At 65.1% G+C, this 16,675-nt stretch carries 12 protein-coding genes; 1 reads left to right on the forward strand and 11 read right to left on the reverse strand.

Translation table 11 applies throughout. The features are described from left to right. Positions 1–68: 68 nt before the first annotated feature. The 3 genes from OC537_RS08180 to OC537_RS08190 form a co-directional block, all read right to left on the reverse strand. On the reverse strand, positions 69–1,622 hold the full coding sequence (locus OC537_RS08180) for a methyl-accepting chemotaxis protein (protein ID WP_262110726.1): 1,554 nt from the start codon (positions 1,620–1,622) through the stop codon (positions 69–71). A gap of 121 nt (positions 1,623–1,743) precedes the next feature. Then, a complete protein-coding gene (locus OC537_RS08185) occupies positions 1,744–3,402 on the reverse strand; it encodes a fatty acid--CoA ligase (RefSeq protein WP_262110727.1) in 1,659 nt (552 codons plus the stop codon). 58 nt (positions 3,403–3,460) lie between these two features. Beyond that, positions 3,461–4,045: an RBBP9/YdeN family alpha/beta hydrolase gene (locus tag OC537_RS08190; RefSeq protein ID WP_163157143.1), complete on the reverse strand. Its 585-nt coding sequence runs from the start codon at positions 4,043–4,045 to the stop codon at positions 3,461–3,463. Between the two features lie 316 nt (positions 4,046–4,361). Here OC537_RS08190 and OC537_RS08195 point away from each other — a divergent pair, with 316 nt between their 5' ends. Beyond that, a complete protein-coding gene (locus OC537_RS08195; protein ID WP_106887921.1) occupies positions 4,362–5,414 on the forward strand; it encodes an AraC family transcriptional regulator in 1,053 nt (350 codons plus the stop codon). Positions 5,415–5,497: 83 nt separating this feature from the next. Here OC537_RS08195 and OC537_RS08200 read toward each other — a convergent pair whose 3' ends face one another. The 8 genes from OC537_RS08200 to OC537_RS08235 all read right to left on the reverse strand — a co-directional run bounded on the left by OC537_RS08200 (position 5,498) and on the right by OC537_RS08235 (position 16,546). Then, positions 5,498–8,014, reverse strand: a complete 2,517-nt coding sequence (locus OC537_RS08200) for an efflux RND transporter permease subunit (protein WP_262110728.1) — start codon at positions 8,012–8,014, stop codon at positions 5,498–5,500. Between the two features lie 60 nt (positions 8,015–8,074). Next, entirely contained in the window at positions 8,075–9,151 is a 1,077-nt protein-coding gene (locus OC537_RS08205) for a WD40/YVTN/BNR-like repeat-containing protein (protein ID WP_262110729.1), read from the reverse strand. Positions 9,152–9,251: 100 nt separating this feature from the next. Next, positions 9,252–10,610: a DUF1329 domain-containing protein gene (locus OC537_RS08210; RefSeq protein ID WP_262110730.1), complete on the reverse strand. Its 1,359-nt coding sequence runs from the start codon at positions 10,608–10,610 to the stop codon at positions 9,252–9,254. A gap of 33 nt (positions 10,611–10,643) precedes the next feature. Beyond that, the gene (locus OC537_RS08215; protein WP_262110732.1) at positions 10,644–12,569 is read right to left on the reverse strand and encodes a DUF1302 domain-containing protein; all 1,926 of its coding nucleotides are present in this window, start codon (positions 12,567–12,569) and stop codon (positions 10,644–10,646) included. A gap of 465 nt (positions 12,570–13,034) precedes the next feature. Beyond that, entirely contained in the window at positions 13,035–13,664 is a 630-nt protein-coding gene (locus OC537_RS08220) for a CoA transferase subunit B (protein WP_111911506.1), read from the reverse strand. Between the two features lie 94 nt (positions 13,665–13,758). Then, positions 13,759–14,460 carry a CoA transferase subunit A gene (locus tag OC537_RS08225; RefSeq protein ID WP_262110733.1) on the reverse strand — a complete coding sequence of 234 codons (702 nt, stop codon included), beginning with the start codon at positions 14,458–14,460 and terminating at the stop codon, positions 13,759–13,761. Between the two features lie 89 nt (positions 14,461–14,549). After that, complete coding sequence (locus OC537_RS08230; protein WP_262110734.1) at positions 14,550–15,569, reverse strand: YeiH family protein; 1,020 nt, start codon at positions 15,567–15,569, stop codon at positions 14,550–14,552. Next, complete coding sequence (locus tag OC537_RS08235; protein WP_197720888.1) at positions 15,557–16,546, reverse strand: DsbA family protein; 990 nt, start codon at positions 16,544–16,546, stop codon at positions 15,557–15,559. Before OC537_RS08235 ends, OC537_RS08230 begins: the two co-directional genes overlap by 13 nt. Between the last annotated feature and the right edge of the window lie 129 nt (positions 16,547–16,675).

Genomic DNA, 16,675 nt, shown 5'->3' on the forward strand with positions numbered 1-16,675 from the left:
ACGCGCTCATGCAACAAGGCCACCCCGGGGTGGCCTTGTTGTCATCTTGTGCCTGCACGACGCGGGCGTCAGCCGAAGGTCTGCCCCAGGGATTTGAGCTGGCGCGCCTTGGTGAGCAGTATGTCGCTCGAGGCATCCATGTCGTGCATCTTGTTGCTGTTGGTGTGGGAGTGCTGGGAGATGGCGTTGACGTTTCGGCTGATGTCCTCCACCACCGCCTGCTGCTCCTCCGCCGCCGCCGAGATCTGGGTCGACAGATCCACCACCCGCTCTATCTCGGCCAGTACCTGATGCAGGCTCTGTGAGCCCTGCCGGGTCAGGGTCACGCAGGACTGGGTCTGCTCCAGGTTCTGCTGCATCATCCCCTTCCAGCCATTCAGGGTGCGCTGGATCTGCCCTATGCTGCCCTGGATCTGCTCGGTCGCCTTGTGGGTCCGGGTTGAGAGGGTGCGCACCTCGTCCGCCACCACGGCGAAACCGCGCCCCTGCTCTCCCGCCCGGGCTGCCTCTATGGCGGCATTGAGGGCCAGCAGATTGGTCTGATCCGCTATGCCCTGGATCTCGTTCATCAGGACCCCGATGCGATCCGACTCCTCCGCCAGCGCCACCGCCGACGTGAAGGCGTGCTCCGCCTGGGTGGCCAGCTCGGTGACCCTGTGCTGGGTATCCTCCAGCTGCTGATTGGTGTGTTGGCAATGTACCTTGGCCTGGGCAATCTGGTTGTCAGTCTCCTGGATGTTGCGGGCTATCTCGTGGGCCGTCGCCGCCATCTCAGTGATGGCGGTCGCCACCTGCTGGGTCTGGATGTCCTGCTCGGCGATGTCGGCGCTCGTCTCGCTGGAGGCGGTCTTGAGATGGACCGCCAGATCCTGCAGGGAGAGGGTGGCATCGTCCACCCGCCCGAGCACGGTGCGGATCCTGGCCTGCAGCAGCTTGATGTGGAAATCGGCGATGGCGCTGGGTTCATCCCCCGAGTAGATGAGCCGGGTCAGGCTGTCGTACTCCTCGCCCAGCTGGCTCAGGTAACGGGGGGTGGTGATGAGGGTGTGACGATAGAGGAGGCCGAGCCACAAGAGGGGCAGCAGCATGAACAGGGCCCCCAGGGGCCCCGTCAGATAGACGCTCGCCGCCAGCATCAGCAGGAGCCCGGCGATGGCCAGCCCATGGCGGACGGGGCGCAGGCTCAGGCCCGCCTTGCGCTCCCCCCGCTCCACCGCCCGCAATCGCCCGTAGGTGCGGGCGGCGACGGCCTTCATCCCGGGCTCGGCCCGGTTGCGCACCGACTGATAGCCGCTGATCCGCCCCTGCTCGAAGATAGGGGTGACATAGGCATCCACCCAGTAGTAGCGACCATCCTTGCAGCGATTCTTCACCATGCCGCGCCAGGGCTTGCCCTGCTTCAGCTTGCCCCAGAGATCGGCGAAGGCCGCCTTGGGCATGTCGGGATGGCGCACCATGTTGTGGTGCTGGCCTATCATCTCTGCCCTGCTGTATCCCGCCACCCGGCAGAAGTGGTCATTGGCATAAGTAATGACCCCCTGCAGATCCGTGGTGGAAACCAACTGTTCACTGGACGGAAAATCCACCTCTTCATCAACGAGATGAATCTGGGTTCTGTTCATGGCGCACGCCTCTTGTGTGATAACTCAGTTATCGTAGTCAAGCCATGGCAGCCCGGCCAACAAGGCCCCTCAGACAGTAGGGATGACTGAGAGGCCGTCCCCTGGATCTATGACGGCGGCCTCACTTCTCCACCGCCGGATAGCATTCACGCTCCCGGATCAGCTTCTTGTTCACCTTGCCGACACTGGTCTTGGGGATCTCCTGCACTATGCGGATCTGGCGCGGTATGGCCCAGCGATTGATGCGACCACTGTCGACGAATCCCTGCAGGTGGGCCTTGATGTCCTGCGCATCCAGATGTGCCCCCTCCTTGCCGACCACCAGGGCCAGAGGGCGCTCCCCCCACTGCGGGTCCGGCACCCCGATCACGGCCACCGCATGGACGGAAGAGTGAGCGCTGATGAGACTCTCCAGCGCCAGGGAGCTTATCCACTCGCCCCCTGTCTTGATCACATCCTTGATGCGATCCTTGATCTCGACCGTGCCGTCCGGGGTGATGGAGGCCATGTCCCCCGTGTGCAGCCAGCCCCCCTCCCAGAGCTCGGCCCCCTTGCCCGGCTCTTTCAGGTAGCCCTGGGCCAGCCAGGGAGCACGCACCACTATCTCCCCCATGGTCTGGCCATCGTGGGCCAGCGCCCGGCCCTGCTCATCTATGATGCGCAAGTCCACCAGCCCGATGGGCTTGCCGGTGCGGATCCGCAGCGGCAGTTGCTCGGCCATGGGCAGCGCCAGCTCCTCGGGAGCCAGGTGCACCACACACAGCAGCGGGCAGGTCTCCGACATGCCGTAACCGGCGTGCACCAGTATCCCCTGGCGATGGGCCTGGGTCGCCAGCCCAAGCGGCAGCGCACTGCCCCCCAGCAGCATCTTCCAGCCAGCAAGGGAGGTCTTTGCCGCCTCCTCGCAGTCGAGGATCATCTGCAATATGGTCGGCACGCAGTGGGAGAAGCTCACCCCCTCGTCGCGATAGAGCCGTACCAGCTTGTCCGGCTCGTAGCGCCCCGGATAGACCTGCTTCACCCCCAGCATGGTCGCCACATAGGGGACGCCCCAGGCATGGACGTGGAACATGGGGGTGATGGGCATGTAGACGTCGTCTGAGCAGAGCAGGGACTGGCCCGCATGGGCCGCCAGGGTGCCCAGTTCGTTGAGGGTATGCAGCACCAGCTGGCGGTGGCTGAAGTAGACCCCCTTGGGATCCCCAGTGGTGCCCGTGGTGTAGAACAGGGTCGCCACCGAATTCTCGTCAAAATCGGGGAAATCGAACTGGTCGTCCGACCCGGCCAGCAGCGTCTCGTACTCCCCGAGCAGGGGCAGTGTGGTGGAGGGCAGCTCCCCATCGGTCAGCCGGATATAGCCGCGCACCGTGGGTAGCTTCTCCTGAATGCTCTCCAGCATGGGCAGGAAGTCGTCATGGACCAGCACCAGATGATCCTCGGCGTGGTGCATGGTGAAGGCGATCTGCTCCGGCGAGAGGCGCACGTTCACCGTGTGCAGCACGGCGCCTATCATGGGCACGGCGAAGAAGCATTCGAGGGAGCGGTGGCTGTCCCAGTCCAGCAGGGCGACCGTGTCCCCCGGCCCTATGCCAGAGGCCGTCAGCAGGTTGGCGAGGCGCTGGATGCGCTGGTTGAGGGTGCGATAGTCATAGCGCAGCCGATCTGCGTAGACGATTTCCCGGCCCGGGTGCTGGCGCACCCCGGACAGCAGCAGGCTCTTGATCAGCAAGGGATAGGCATGGGCTCCCTGGGCTGGCGGTATGATCCTTGTCTTCACCATACGGACTCCTTCCGATTCGTGTCTGGGCGCAGGGAGGCATCCCTCCCTCGCAATGGGGTTAGCGGGCGTCGAGACGCCCGAGCAAGGCCTCGGCCTGGGGCCAGGGGCCAAATCCACTCGCCGGGTTGAGGTGTCCCACGGCCCCGGCGTCCACCAGCTCGCTCCCCCAGTCCAGGGCCAGGGCACGCACGGCCGCCGGGCTCGCCAGGGGATCGTTGTGGCTCATCACCACCAGGCTCGGGAACGGCATCTTCATGCGGGGCAGCGGGTGCCAACCTCCGGCCTGCATGGCCTCCGGGCTCGGGTAATGGGATGGCCAGCTGGCATCCAGATCCGGCGGCGTCACCAGCAGGGCGCCCCGGATGGGGTGGCGATGGCGGGCAGCGCCTTGCTGCGCCACCCAGTGAGCCAGCATCAGCACCCCGGCACTGTGAGCCACCAGGATCACCGGGCCCTGGATGCGCGCCAGCGCCTGCGTTATGGCCTCGACCCTGGCCTGGCAGCTCAGCTTGTCCGAGGTCAAAGGCGGCACTGTCACCACCTTCTCAAGCCCCTCGGCGAGCAGGGTCTGCCAGTGATCCGCCACATGGTCACGCAGGCCGGGCACTATCAGTACTGTGGCCTCGGGCTGAAATGCCTTCATCTCTCTCCCCCTGTTCAGGCGCTCCGGCGACGGCCGGATGACATCAAGACCACAGTAAGGTGCCAGGCCCCCGGCTGCTTTACCTTGGATGCCATGGAGTTGTCTTTATATGACAGCCACCTGGCGCCATGAGCGCCACGGGGCAGGAGAGAGTCGGACTCGAAAGGCCATGAGACGGGCTGGCAGGCAGGGTCATCACATGGCACCTGCGACTAATAGATCAGTTAATAAGCACTTTCCAATTTGTAAACGAAATGATAAAAACCAGTTAACAACAAGCAACCAGCAGATGAGCTGTCGCCATGGGAATTGCATCATGACCCTCCTTGCCAGAGCCGCCACCCTCACCAACTATCTCGATGTTGCCCGCCAACTGGGCCTCAATACCCCCAGCTTGTTGTCGCAAGCCGGCCTCAGCGCCTCCATTCTGGATGTGCCCAATCAGCGCATCCCCGTCTCCACCATAGTCAACCTGCTCGAGCTGTCCGCCCGTACCGGAAACTGCCAGAGCCTGGGTCTGCGCATGGCGGAGCATCGCCAGCTGTCGGACTTTGGCGAGGTCAGCCTGCTGCTGAGCTATCAGCCCAACCTGCGCGAGGCCTTGCAGGTCATAGTGCAGTACATTCACCTGTTCAATAATGCCCTGGCCATCTTCATCGAGGAGGCGGGCAAGGCGGTGATCATTCGCGAGGAGATCATCACGGACGCCCCCATGCCCTCGCGCCAGGCCACCGAGCTGGCTGTCGGCGTCATGTATCGCTTCTGTGCGGCCCAGGTCGGGGTCGGCGCCAACTGGCATCCCATCAGCGTCAACTTCACCCATGACGCGCCGGCGGATCTCTCCATCCACAAGCGGCTGTTCGGCTGTAAGCTGGAGTTTGGCAGCGAGTTCAACGGCATTGTCTGCCAGGCAGCCGATCTGGACATTCCGAACCCCCTGGCCAACCAGGCCATGGCCCGTCATGCCCGCCAGTATCTCGACACCCTGCTGGTGGAGACCCAGCAATCCCTGATGACGGACGTGCGCAAGGCCATCTACCTGCTGCTGCCCATGGGGCGCGCCACCATAGAGCAGATAGCCCGCACCCTGGGAATGAACGTGCGCACCCTGCAGCGCCATCTGGAAGAGAGCGGCGCCACCTTCAGCGAGCTGGTCAACGACGTTCGCCGGGATCTGGTGATGCGCTACCTGCAAAACTCCGGCTACTCGCTGGGCCACATCGCCGACATGCTGGGCTACTCCATGCCGAGCTCCTTCACCCGCTGGTTCAGCGCCCAGTTCGGCATGCCGCCGGCTACCTGGCGCTCCCGCCACAAGGGCGTGCCCAAGGTGGCCCAGCCCGCACGCGCCGGCCTCGCCTACGGCTGAGCACCGGCGCCATTCGCCAGACGAGAGAAGGGAGGCATGGCGCCTCCCTTCTCTTTTTTCGTTTCCGTGTGTGGCGGCTCTGGCTAACTGACGTCGGCCCCCACCGGGGTCCGGCAGGGCTTGCCCCCCTCTTTGGCATCCCCCTCCTGCCGCTCCCGCGCCTGGGCAGGCACCGCCTTAGTCCCGGAAAGCAGGAAGTAGGAGAGCGCCGGCACCCCTATCAGAGCCCCCAGCATGTTCCACAGGAACATGAAGGTGAGCAGTATGCCCATGTCGGCCTGGAACTTGATGGGGGACCAGACCCAGGCCACCACACCGGCGGCCAGGGTGATGCCCACCAGCCCTACCACCCGGCCGGTGAAGGCCACGGCCTGGCGATAGGCATCCACCAGTGACATGCCCTGGCGCTGATGGTGCAGCTGCACGCTCAGCAGGTAGAGGGCGTAGTCCACCCCTATGCCGACCCCCAGCGCAATCACCGGCAGGGTCGCCACCTTGACGCCTATGCCCATGAATACCATCAGCGCCTCGCACAGCACAGAGGTGAGCATCAGGGGCACCAGCGCCACCACGGTCGCCCGCCAGCTACGGAAGGTGATGAGGCAGAACAGGGTCACCGCCAGATAGACGTAGAGCAGCATGGTGCGGTTGGCCTCGTGCACCACCATGTTGGTTGCGGCCTCTATGCCGGCACTGCCTGCGGCCAGCAGGAACTGGCGATCCGCCGTGCTGTTCTCCCGGGCAAACCGCTCGGCGATGGCCACCACGCCGCTCAGGGTCTCGGCCTTGTGATCTTTCAAGTAGGCTATCACCGGCATCAGGGAGCAGTCGGTGTTGAACAGCTCCGGGCTGTTGACCGAGGCCTGCTGGGCGGCATAGTTCAGCACGTTCTGGTTGCGCTGGATGCTGGCGAGCTTGGGGTTGCCCTCATAGGTGCCGGCGGTGATCTGGCGCACCGCATTGACCAGCGAGGTCGTGGCCTGCACCCCGGGATGCTGCTGCAACTCCCACCCCAGGCGATCGGCCAGGATCAGGGTCTGGTAGTCGAGACACCCCTCGGGCGCCGTCTTGATCATGACCGCAAAGAGATCGCTGGAGAGGGCGTAGTGGCCTGTGATGTAGGCGTTGTCCCTGTTGTAGCGCGAATCCGCGCGAAGCTCGGGGGCGCCGCTGTCCAGATCGCCAATCTTGAGTTGCAGGCTCACCAGATAGCCGCCTATGCCCATCGCCAGGCCGAGGATCACCACCACTGTGGCCCACTTGCGCTCGGTGCAGCGATCCAGCAGTGCCCAGAGTCTGCCGAAGCCCTGATTGGCGGCGGCGTGGGTGTCTATCTTGAGCGCTCGCTCGGCCGCCTTGCGGCCCACCCCCACATAGGAGAGGGCCACCGGCATCAGCAGCAGCGAGGTGAAGATGAGCACCGCCACCCCTATGCTGGCGGTGATGGCGAGATCCTGGATGACGGGGATGTCGATCAGCATCAGCACGGCGAAGCCCACCGCATCGGCCAGCAGCGCCGTGACCCCGGCGAGGAAGAGGCGGCGGAAGGTATAGCGCGCCGCTATCTGGCGGTGGGTGCCGCGGGCGATGTCCTGCATGATGCCATTCATCTTCTGGGCCGCGTGGGAGACCCCGATGGCGAAGATGAGGAAGGGCACCAGCACAGAGTAAGGGTCGATGGCGTAGCCGAGCCAGGCGATGATGCCGAGCTGCCAGATCACGGCGACCAGGGAGCAGCCCACCACCAGCAGGGTGCTGCGCACGCAGCGGGTGTAGAGGAAGATGATGAGGAGCGAAGTCGCCACCGCCAGGGCGAAGAAGAGGATCACCTGGATGAGGCCGTCGATGAGATCGCCGACCAGCTTGGCAAAGCCGATCACCCGGATCTTGTACTGGCCCGTCCCCTCCTCCCCCGCCTGATGGGGGGCGCCTGCGAACTCTATCTGGCTGCGCAGCGCCTCGATGCGCTGGGAGAAGTCATGGTAATTGAGGGGCTTGCCGGTGACAGAGGCCTTGTCCAGCAGGGGCACTATCAGCATGCTGGACTTGAAATCGCTCGCCACCAGGCTGCCGACTATGCCGGCTCTGTTGATGTTCTGGCGCAGCTGCTCGATGTCAGAGGCCGAACCCTGATAGGCATCCGGCATCACGGGCCCGCCCTGGAAGCCCTCCTCGGTCACCTCGGTCCAGCGCACCGCCGGGCTCCAGAGGGACTTCATCCAGGCCCTGTCGACCCCTTCGGTCAGGAACAGCTCGTCATTGACCCGCTTGAGGACGCTTAGATAGTTGGGGTCGAAGATGTCCCCCCGGGTATTCTCCACCACCACTCGCACCGAGTTGCCGAGGCCACGCAGGGAGTCCCGGTTCTCCAGGAAGTTTTTGATGTAGGGCTGGCTCTGGGGGATCATCTTCTCGAAGCTGGGCGCCAGCGCCAGACGGGTCGCGCCCATGTAGCCAAGCACCAGGGTTGCCAGCGTCATCGCCAGCATGAAGAGCGCCCTGTGGTTGAACACCAGCCGCTCCAGCAGGTTGCCGGAGTGCCTGTCGAACGCGCTCAGCTCGCGGATCACCGGCATCGAATCTTGCTTCACATGGCCCATGTCTGGATCCTCGTTATCGTTATTGGGCCGTCATCCGGTGACGGCCTGCGTTGACAAACCTTATTTGACGCCAAGGGTGCGCACCCCGCGGCTGCCCACCAGCGCCAGGGTGCCATCCGCGGTCAGGGCGGCGCCCGCCACCGGCGATGGCTCGGCCAGGGGGGCCAGGGTCAGCGGCGCGTTGCCCCGTTGCAGCAGCATATGGCCGGCCTGGGTAAACAGGCGGAACTGGCCATCGGCCCCCTGCATAGCGGCGCTGATGCTGATGGGCAGCGGGCTCACGAGCCGGGTCCAGTTTTCGCCCCCGTCCGTGCTGCGATAGACATGGCCCCGCAGGCCATAGACGATCACCTCATCCGGGCGGCCGATAAGGCCGAAGAAGCTGCCGTCATAGGGGCTGGGCAGTGAAACGAAGCGCTGCGTCTGCGGCTCCCATTTGCGCAGCAGGCCCTGCTCGCCCACCAGATAGAGGGCGTCACCGGCCCGGGTGATGGCATTGAGATGGAGCCCATCCGGGTTGTCGGTGCGATCCTGCATCGGCGTCCAGTGCAGGCCGCCATCCTGGGTGCCCAGTATCAGGTTGAAGACCCCGACCACGTAGCCGACCTTGTCGTCCTCAAACCAGACGTCGAGCAGGGGTTTGTCGGCCCCCTCCTCCACCAGGCGCTGACCCTCTTCCACCCATTGCGGCCAGAGCTCGCTGCCTGGTTCGGCACGGGCCAGGGCCGAGTAATGGCGCAGGACCAGCTCCCCTATCTGGCGGCCATCCAGCTGTTTTTGCCAGCTGGCACCGCCATCCTGACTGTGCAGCACCACCCCATCCCCCCCCACGGCCCAGCCCTGCTCGGGAGTGGGGAAGGTGACGGCGTTCAGATCCGAGCTCACCGGCACCCTGGCCTGCTGCCAGCGCCGCCCCTCGTCGTCGGAATAGAGGATGTGACCCCGCTGCCCCACCGCCACCAGCCGGCTGCCGGCACGGGCCAGATCCAGCAGTGGGCTGCGCTGGGCCAGCGCGCTCGGTTTGGCTGGCAGGTCCAGCACGTCCACATAATCGGTCGCCTGCCCGGCTGTCACCCCTGCGCCTTGCATCAGCAGGGCGCAGCAGATCAATGGCGCCAACGTCTTGAATGAACCCATACCACTTCCTTGTCTCAGAGGGCGGTGGGATGCCAAAAGGCGCCCGACGCCAACATCGAGGAGTCCGGTTCATCAATGACGAACCGGACTCCTGTTACGGCTAGCGGATCCCGGCGCCAGCCAGGGACTCCGGCGACCACTTCGCCTTGGACAAGGAGGCACCGTACTTGATGCCGCCGTAGGGGCCCACCACACCGTTGATGTTGTAGGTGCCCGCCACCAGGTCATAGATCATGAAGGGGGTGGCGTCCGGTGTCTGCTTGTCGTAGCTCTGGCTCAGGAAGGCGAAGGAGCCGCGATAGAGCTGACCACGGGCGTCGTACTGATCGGAGGCCAGCGCCACCCAGCTGTCTTCGTCCAGGTAGAAGCGGCGTTTGGCGTAGATGTGGCGCTCACCGGCCTTGAGGTTGCCCTCCACCACCCAGACCCTGTGCTTCTCCCAGCGCACGTGATCCGGTGACAGGAAGTTGGGGGTGGTCAGTGCCCTGGCATCGGGCTGATAGGTCAGCCGATAGGTGTTGTAGGGGACTATCATTTCCTGCTTGCCCACCAGCTTCCAGTCGAATCTGTCCAGCGCCCCGTTGAAGACGAAGACGTCGTCATAGGTGCCCGCCCCCGAGGTACCCGGGTTCGGGGTGTCGTAGGCCAGGTTGGGTGCCAGCTTGACCCGGCGCTGGCCAGGCAGGTACTGCCAGGCCTTGCGCGGCTGCTCCAGGGGGTTGGCGGCATCGCGCAGCATGATGGCCTCGCCGGCGCGACGGGCCGGGCCCGTGTAATGGAGCTTCATCTGGTAGTAGGTGTCCTTGGCCGAGATGGGCTTGGCCATGTCCTCGTAGATGGCGTAGTTGATGAAGGCCTGCCCCGTGGTGGAGAGGGCCGCCGTGCCGGCGGCGTCCACGTTCCAGGAGTCGTACTTGGTGGCGATGTTCACCCCCTGGTAGCGCAGCAGGAAGTTCCACATCGCCTCGGCCCCGCTCTTGGGGATGGGGAAGGGAATGCCCGGCAGCACCTTGTCCACCGCCATGCCCCCCGCCAGGGTGGTGGCGCTGAGCGCGTTCTTCCTGGTGTTGTCCAGCACCGCCTGTGGCAGCGCCACGCTGCGGTGGGTCGGGTAGAGGTCCACCCTGAAGTCCGGGAAGCGCTTGAGCAGCTCCGCCGTGGTGGCGGTCAGCGCCCCCTGGTATTGGGCCGCATTCTTGCCGGTGATGACCAAAAGCGGCTGCTCACCCGCATAGGGATCCGGGCGCATGCTGTCACCGGCCTTGAAGCTGGCGGGGGGCGTGGTCAGGCCCCCGCTGTAGGCGGGGATGCTGCCATCGGCATTGGCGGCCGCTTCGGCGCCCACCTGGGTCAGACTGGTGCCCAGCTGTGCGGCTTCGCTGCTGGAGACGGCGGCCAGTGCCTGGCCCGCGAGGGCCAGGGTGAGAGAGGCGGCCAGCATGGTCTTGTTGAATGTCATATCTCGTTCTCCGACTCGGTCGCTTGAGGTGACTCAGTAAGTGGTCTTCAGGGTCAGGTAGATGGCGCCTCTGTCTTCCGTGGTGGCACCGCCACCGGAGAAGGAGGCGTAACCACCGGCATAACAGGTGTTGCGCTGGGCCCCATCGAGGGCATTGGGGGTGGCGCCATCCCCGGCACCGTCATTGCACTCGGCAGACTTGCCAAAGGAGTCCACGTATTTCAGATCGACGAAGTACTGGTTGTAGAGGGTGGCGCCTAGCCCCACCGCATAGCTGCCGGTGTCTTTCGCCCCGCCCGCCTGGACCGGGGAGATGCCCGCCAGCCCCCAGTTCACCGAGAGCGGCATGTTCATGTCGACCCCCGGCAGGACCTGATACCAGGTCGGGGTGAAGTTGACCGCCAGCCCCCAGTTGTCCCGGGTGGGCTTGTCGATGCCCTGATAGCTATCTTCTCCCTTGTAGAGCGCCTTGTTGTGGTCATCCAGGCTCAGCAGGTTGCTGTAGTAGAGTTCCCCGAGCAGGGCGGCGCCGTCGAACAGCGCAGTGTCCGCGAAGGTCATCAGGCCGTTGAGGGTCCAGTGCAGGGTATCGCCGGTGGCGCTGTAGCCATCGGAGCCATCGGTGATCACCCCGGTGTCCGGATGACGGGGACCGAGCACGGGCGCCGGGATCCCGAAGCCGTTGGCCAGTCCCCCGGGACCCGTGGCACTGAGCAGGGCCGGGATGCTGGAGAGGGGCATGTGCTGGCGATAGTTGAGGTCGCTGCCGACACTCACCCCGGCCACATCCTTGGAGAGGCTGAGGCCAAAGATGTCGATGTCGTCGCCATAGGCCAGGGCGTAGCTGGTGTTGGCGATGGACTGGCGCAGGTTGGGCACGGCCCCGGCCGGCAGGGGCGCCGCCCCGCGAATGGTCATGCCACGGGCATCGAGCACCGCCTGGGGCAGGATGTCGGCGGTACGGCGGTAGAAGGCCCCCAGGGTCGCATCCAGCGCCTCGGGGGACCACTTGGCCATGATGCCCCAGTCGCCGTGCTTGCCCGGCTCCAGGTCATCCCCCCGGCGAATGTTGCTGAGGGTGCCGCTCGGTCCGGCCAGCCCCGGCCCGCCGGTGTGACCCAGCAGGAAGGACTGGGCACCGAAGCCCACCAGATCGGAGCTGCCGTAATAGGTGCCGGCTTCCGGCAGGCGGGCGGCGTTCCAGTCCAGGAAGTACTGGGCGGCGAAGGTCCACTCCGGGTTCAGGGTGAAGGAGGCGGAGATCTGGTTGCGGGGCACGAACAGCTCTTTCGCTTCCGTCCCCGGGGATGCCGCTAGCTTCGCGAGATCCAGGCCGGACTGGCCATAGCTGAGGGCGTGCACCGGGCTCAGCAGGGTTTCCCCCCAGAAGATGTTGTGCTGGCCTATCTTGACCCCGAGCAGGGATTCGTCACCCACTTCCATGTTGTGGAACACGAAGGCATCGAGCAGCTCGCCGGAGGGGCCATGGTAGTAGCGATCCGCATAGTCGCTCAGATGACGGTTGCCCGCCACCGGGGGCAGCCCGACGATGCCGGAGCTGGCGCTGTTGCCGTTGATGAAGGGGTTCTCGTCAGCGCCGACGTCGCGGTAGGCATAGTCATACCAGCTGGCGGCGCTGATGCGAAAGCCGGTGTTGCCCTTGTTCACCACATCCAGCTCGGTCAGCAGATCGAAGCGGGTGGTGACGGTGTCGCCGGCATCCTTGAAGTTGTAGTCCCCGTCGTTGTTGTTCGGGGTGGCAAGCATCCGCGCATCGGCACTCTCGGTGCGCATGCCGTAGTTGAACTTGCCGGTGTTGTCGAAGCGAACGGACCAGTCTTCACTCTGGGTGTCGACTTCGACCGCCTGAACGCTGGGCATGAGGACGGCCGCGATGGCCGTCGCCAGCAGGCTGAGGCGCAGGGCACCGCAACCATGACTCGTGTGCTTGTAATCCATTACAGTCTCTCCGAGTGTTGTCGTCGTTTTGTTATTTTTGTTGCCGTTTCCGTTGGCTTTTTTATGGCGCTGACCGGGGCGTTTCGCCGGATTTGGCAAGCTGGCCATTGGCCGGTTGCCTCCCCCCTGTTTCGCTTGTCCGAGTGCGCTCTGTGTTCTTAGTGCCGACTGTAAGGCCTAGCTCCAGGGGCGCGCTTGCCATTGAACGTCAGTCACTTTTCATTTGGTGACAGCGGCTGCATCCCGCGGCTGGCGCGGGATTCGCTCGTCGACGACCGGCCCCATACAGCCCTTGTTCAGCTGAGAACAGAGATCCGGGCGACAGAAAAGCCGCGAAGGGAACAGGAGATGGAGACAAGCGGGAGGCGACGGGTCGGTGCAGGATAGCCAAGGGGCAAGAGACGTAGATGGCGAGAAACAATAGCGGGGAGTAGGCGAGCGCCCCTCCCCGTGGATGGCTAAGCGTCAGCGCGCTATGGCGCAGCCGGTGGCGGCTTGCAGCGCCTCGAACTCGATGCCGGGGGCCAGCTCCACCAGGCGAAGGCCGTTCGGGGTCACATCCAGCACGGCGAGATCGCTGATGATGCGATCCACCACGCCGACCCCGGTCAGCGGCAGGGAGCACCACTCCAGTATCTTGTGCTCGCCTCCCTTGGCGCAGTGCTCCATCAGCACCACCACCCGCTTGACCCCGGCCACCAGATCCATGGCTCCCCCCATGCCCTTGACCATCTTGCCCGGGATCATCCAGTTCGCGAGATCGCCGCGTTCGGAGACCTGCATGGCCCCGAGCAGGGCCAGGTTGATGTGGCCGCCGCGGATCATGGCAAAACTCTCGGCGCTGTCGAAGAAGCTGCTGCCGGGCAGTGTGGTGATGGTCTGCTTGCCGGCGTTGATGAGATCCGGATCCAGCTCGGCCTCGCTCGGGAAGGGGCCTATGCCGAGCAGGCCGTTCTCGCTCTGCAGCCACACCTCCATGCCGTCCGGGATGTAGTTGGCCACCAGGGTCGGCAGGCCGATCCCCAGGTTGACGTAGAAGCCGTCTTGCAGCTCCTGTGCGGCGCGCTGCGCCATCTCTTCACGGGTCCAGGCCATGATTTAGTTCCTCGCTGCGCACGGTTGGAAAAAGAAAGCCAATAGAAGCTCCAGGGGGATGTACTGCGCCAACTCTTCACGGGTCCAGAGCATGTCAGTTTTTCTCCATGACGGTGCGCACTTCGATGCGTTTCTCGGGGTTGGGGTTCAAGACCAGCCGCTGTACATAGATGCCGGGCAGGTGAATGTCGTCCGGGGCCAGCTCCCCCACCTCGACTATCTCCTCCACCTCGGCGACGCAGACCCGCCCCGCCTTGGCACAGAGCGGGTTGAAGTTGCGGGCCGTCTTGTTGAACATCAGGTTGCCCGCCTTGTCGGCCTTGGCGCCCTTGATCAGCGCGATGTCGGCGGTCAGGGCGTGCTCCATCACATACCACTCGCCGTCGAACTGGCGGGTCTCCTTGCCCTCAGCGATGAGCGTGCCGTAGCCGGTGCGGGTGAAGAAGGCCGGGATGCCGGCGCCGCCGGCTCTGAGCTTCTCGGCGAGCGTCCCCTGGGGGGTGAACTCAAGCTCAAGTTCCCCCGCGAGATACTGGCGCTCGAACTCCTTGTTGCCCCCCACGTAAGAGGAGATCATCTTCTTTATCTGGCGGCTGTGGAGCAGCGGCCCCAACCCGAAGTCATCCACCCCGCAGTTGTTGCTGATGATGGTGAAGCCGCCCTTGCCGCTCCCCTTCAGCGCCTCGATGAGCCGCTCGGGGATGCCGCACAGGCCGAAGCCCCCCGAGGCTATGGTGATGTCGTCCTGCACCAGGCCGCTCAGGGCGGCCTGGGCGCTGGGATAAAGCTTGTTCATAACTACCTCTCTGCTCTCTGGCTAGTCCGTTGGCCACAGGGGCGCGTTCGTTTTATGGCTGTTTTTTTGATTCGGCATCCATGGCCTTCCTAAGGCTTGATGCCCCAGTGCATCAGCAGCAGGACCAGGGCGGCGAGGAAGGCGGTCTCCCCCACCATCAGCAGGATCGGCTTGATGCCCACCCTGGCCAGCTCCTTGAGCTGCGTCTTCATGCCGATGGCGCTGATGGCGATGACCAGACACCAGCGCGACAGATCGTTGGTCCCCCCCTGCACCACGGCGGGCACCCAGCCGGTGCTGTTGATGCAGGCCAGCACCAGGAAGCCGACGGCGAACAGGGGCAGCAGCGGCGGACGCTTGCCGGAGGCGGGATCCGCCCCCTGCATACGGGTGATCATGGCGGCCACCACTATCACCGGCAGCAGCATGGCGACCCGCATCAGCTTGACCACGGTCGCCACGTCCCCGGTCTCGGTGGACATGCTGTAGCCGGCCCCCACCACCTGGGCGACGTCGTGGATGGTGGCGCCGAGGAAGACCCCGGACTCCACCGGCGTCAGCTCGAAGAAGCGGGCGATCATCGGGTAGAGGATCATCGCCAGGGTCGAGAGCACCGAGACCCCGATCACGGTGAACAGGGTGGCCCGCTCCTTCTGTGGATGGTTGGGCAGGGACGCGGCCAGGGCCAGGGCGGCGGAGGCGCCGCAGATGGCGGTGGCCCCCCCGGTCAGCATGCCGAACAGGCGCTGGAACCCCATCAGCTTGGCCGCCACCACCGAGAGTCCTATGGTGACCACCACCAGGGTGACCACCAGCAGCACCGGCATCCAGCCCAGCTCGGCTATCTGGCCGAGGGTGATGCGCATGCCGAGCAGGGCGACCCCGATGCGCAGCACGCTGCGCGCCGTGAACTCGATGCCCGCCTTGCAGCTCCCTTCGGCGGAGAGGAAGTTGAGCCCCATGCCGAGCAGCAGGGCAAACAGCAGCACGGGGGCGCCGTAGTGTTCGGACAGGAAGGTCGCGGCGGCCGCGACCGTGATGCTGACCGCCATGCCGGGCACCAGTTCGCGCACCCGCTGATAGCGATCTGTCATGGTCAGGGTGTGCATGGGATCGACTCCTGCGGTTCGATGACGATAAACAGGCTCTCACCCTCCTGCTCGACCGGATAACGGCCGACCCTGAGCTGATCCGAGTTGAGCAGATAGCCGGTGTGCAGGTTGAAGCGCAGGCCGTGGGCGCAGCACTGGATCACCGCTCCCTCCAGCCGGCCCCCGCACAGGGAGGCCCCCTGGTGGGGACAGCTGTCATCGATGGCGTGGAACTGGCCGTCGATATTGAACAGCGCCAGGCTCTTGCCTTGCGCCTCGATCAGCGCCCGCTTGCCCGGCGCGGGCACCCGCTCGGCCGGCACGGCGATGCGCCGCCCGCAGGCCGGCGCTTGCCGCGCCAGCGCCTGGTGCAGCGCGGCCAGCAGTTGCTCGGCGGGCTGCGCCCCGGACAGGGTCAGGGCCTCGTCGATGACGAAGCTCGGCACCCCCTGGCTGGCCGCCCCGGCGACGTCGCACAGGAAGGGAGCCCCATCCCCCTGCAGGCTGCTCACCAGCGCGGCGGATGAGAAACCGGCCGCCTCGGCCAGGCCCAGCAGGGTGGCGCCATCCCCCAGATCGGCGCCCCGCTGGAAGTGGGCCACAAAGAGTTGCTCCAGCAGCGCCTCCTGCTGCGCCGCCGTGCCCAGCTGGCTGGCACGCTGCCACAGTCGATGGGCGTCGGCCGTGTTCGGCATGCGGGGAATGTTGCCAAAGTCCAGGCTGAGCCCGACGCTGGCCGCGGCCTGCTGCACCTGGGCCTGGCGCAGCCGCACCGCCTGCGCAGAGCCGAGGCGATGCTGATAGAAGCTGTTGAAGTCCTCCCCCTGCACCGGCAGATAGGGCAGCAACTGCACCCCGCGCCAGCTCACGGCGACCCGCACCTCGGGCCGCTCGACCCGCAGCCGGGCCAGGGCCTGCTCCAGCTGGCGCTTGCCGATGAGGCACCAGGGACAGATAAAATCGAAATAGACTGCAATGTTCAGGGTACGACTCATGCCCTTTCCTCCGGGTTCTCGGTCCCTGTCCGGCGGCCTGCCGCGGGACAGCTCATATCCATCAAATCAAAATAACCCCCTGTGTTCGGGGCACCGCTCATGCCCCTTCCTCCGGGTTCTCGGTCCCTG

Origin of the sequence: Aeromonas sp. Marseille-Q5825 (assembly GCF_946892685.1) — a bacterium.
GTDB classification, from domain to species: Bacteria; Pseudomonadota; Gammaproteobacteria; order Enterobacterales; family Aeromonadaceae; genus Aeromonas; species Aeromonas rivipollensis.

What these genes read in the sequence shown, in the direction of transcription:
- OC537_RS08180 (WP_262110726.1), bottom strand. Translation starts at nt 1,622, where the DNA reads ATGAACAGAACCCAGATTCATCTCGTTGATGAAGAGGTGGATTTTCCG.
- OC537_RS08185 (WP_262110727.1), bottom strand. Translation starts at nt 3,402, where the DNA reads ATGGTGAAGACAAGGATCATACCGCCAGCCCAGGGAGCCCATGCCTAT.
- OC537_RS08190 (WP_163157143.1), bottom strand. Translation starts at nt 4,045, where the DNA reads ATGAAGGCATTTCAGCCCGAGGCCACAGTACTGATAGTGCCCGGCCTG.
- OC537_RS08195 (WP_106887921.1), top strand. Translation starts at nt 4,362, where the DNA reads ATGACCCTCCTTGCCAGAGCCGCCACCCTCACCAACTATCTCGATGTT.
- OC537_RS08200 (WP_262110728.1), bottom strand. Translation starts at nt 8,014, where the DNA reads ATGGGCCATGTGAAGCAAGATTCGATGCCGGTGATCCGCGAGCTGAGC.
- OC537_RS08205 (WP_262110729.1), bottom strand. Translation starts at nt 9,151, where the DNA reads ATGGGTTCATTCAAGACGTTGGCGCCATTGATCTGCTGCGCCCTGCTG.
- OC537_RS08210 (WP_262110730.1), bottom strand. Translation starts at nt 10,610, where the DNA reads ATGACATTCAACAAGACCATGCTGGCCGCCTCTCTCACCCTGGCCCTC.
- OC537_RS08215 (WP_262110732.1), bottom strand. Translation starts at nt 12,569, where the DNA reads ATGGATTACAAGCACACGAGTCATGGTTGCGGTGCCCTGCGCCTCAGC.
- OC537_RS08220 (WP_111911506.1), bottom strand. Translation starts at nt 13,664, where the DNA reads ATGGCCTGGACCCGTGAAGAGATGGCGCAGCGCGCCGCACAGGAGCTG.
- OC537_RS08225 (WP_262110733.1), bottom strand. Translation starts at nt 14,460, where the DNA reads ATGAACAAGCTTTATCCCAGCGCCCAGGCCGCCCTGAGCGGCCTGGTG.
- OC537_RS08230 (WP_262110734.1), bottom strand. Translation starts at nt 15,569, where the DNA reads ATGCACACCCTGACCATGACAGATCGCTATCAGCGGGTGCGCGAACTG.
- OC537_RS08235 (WP_197720888.1), bottom strand. Translation starts at nt 16,546, where the DNA reads ATGAGTCGTACCCTGAACATTGCAGTCTATTTCGATTTTATCTGTCCC.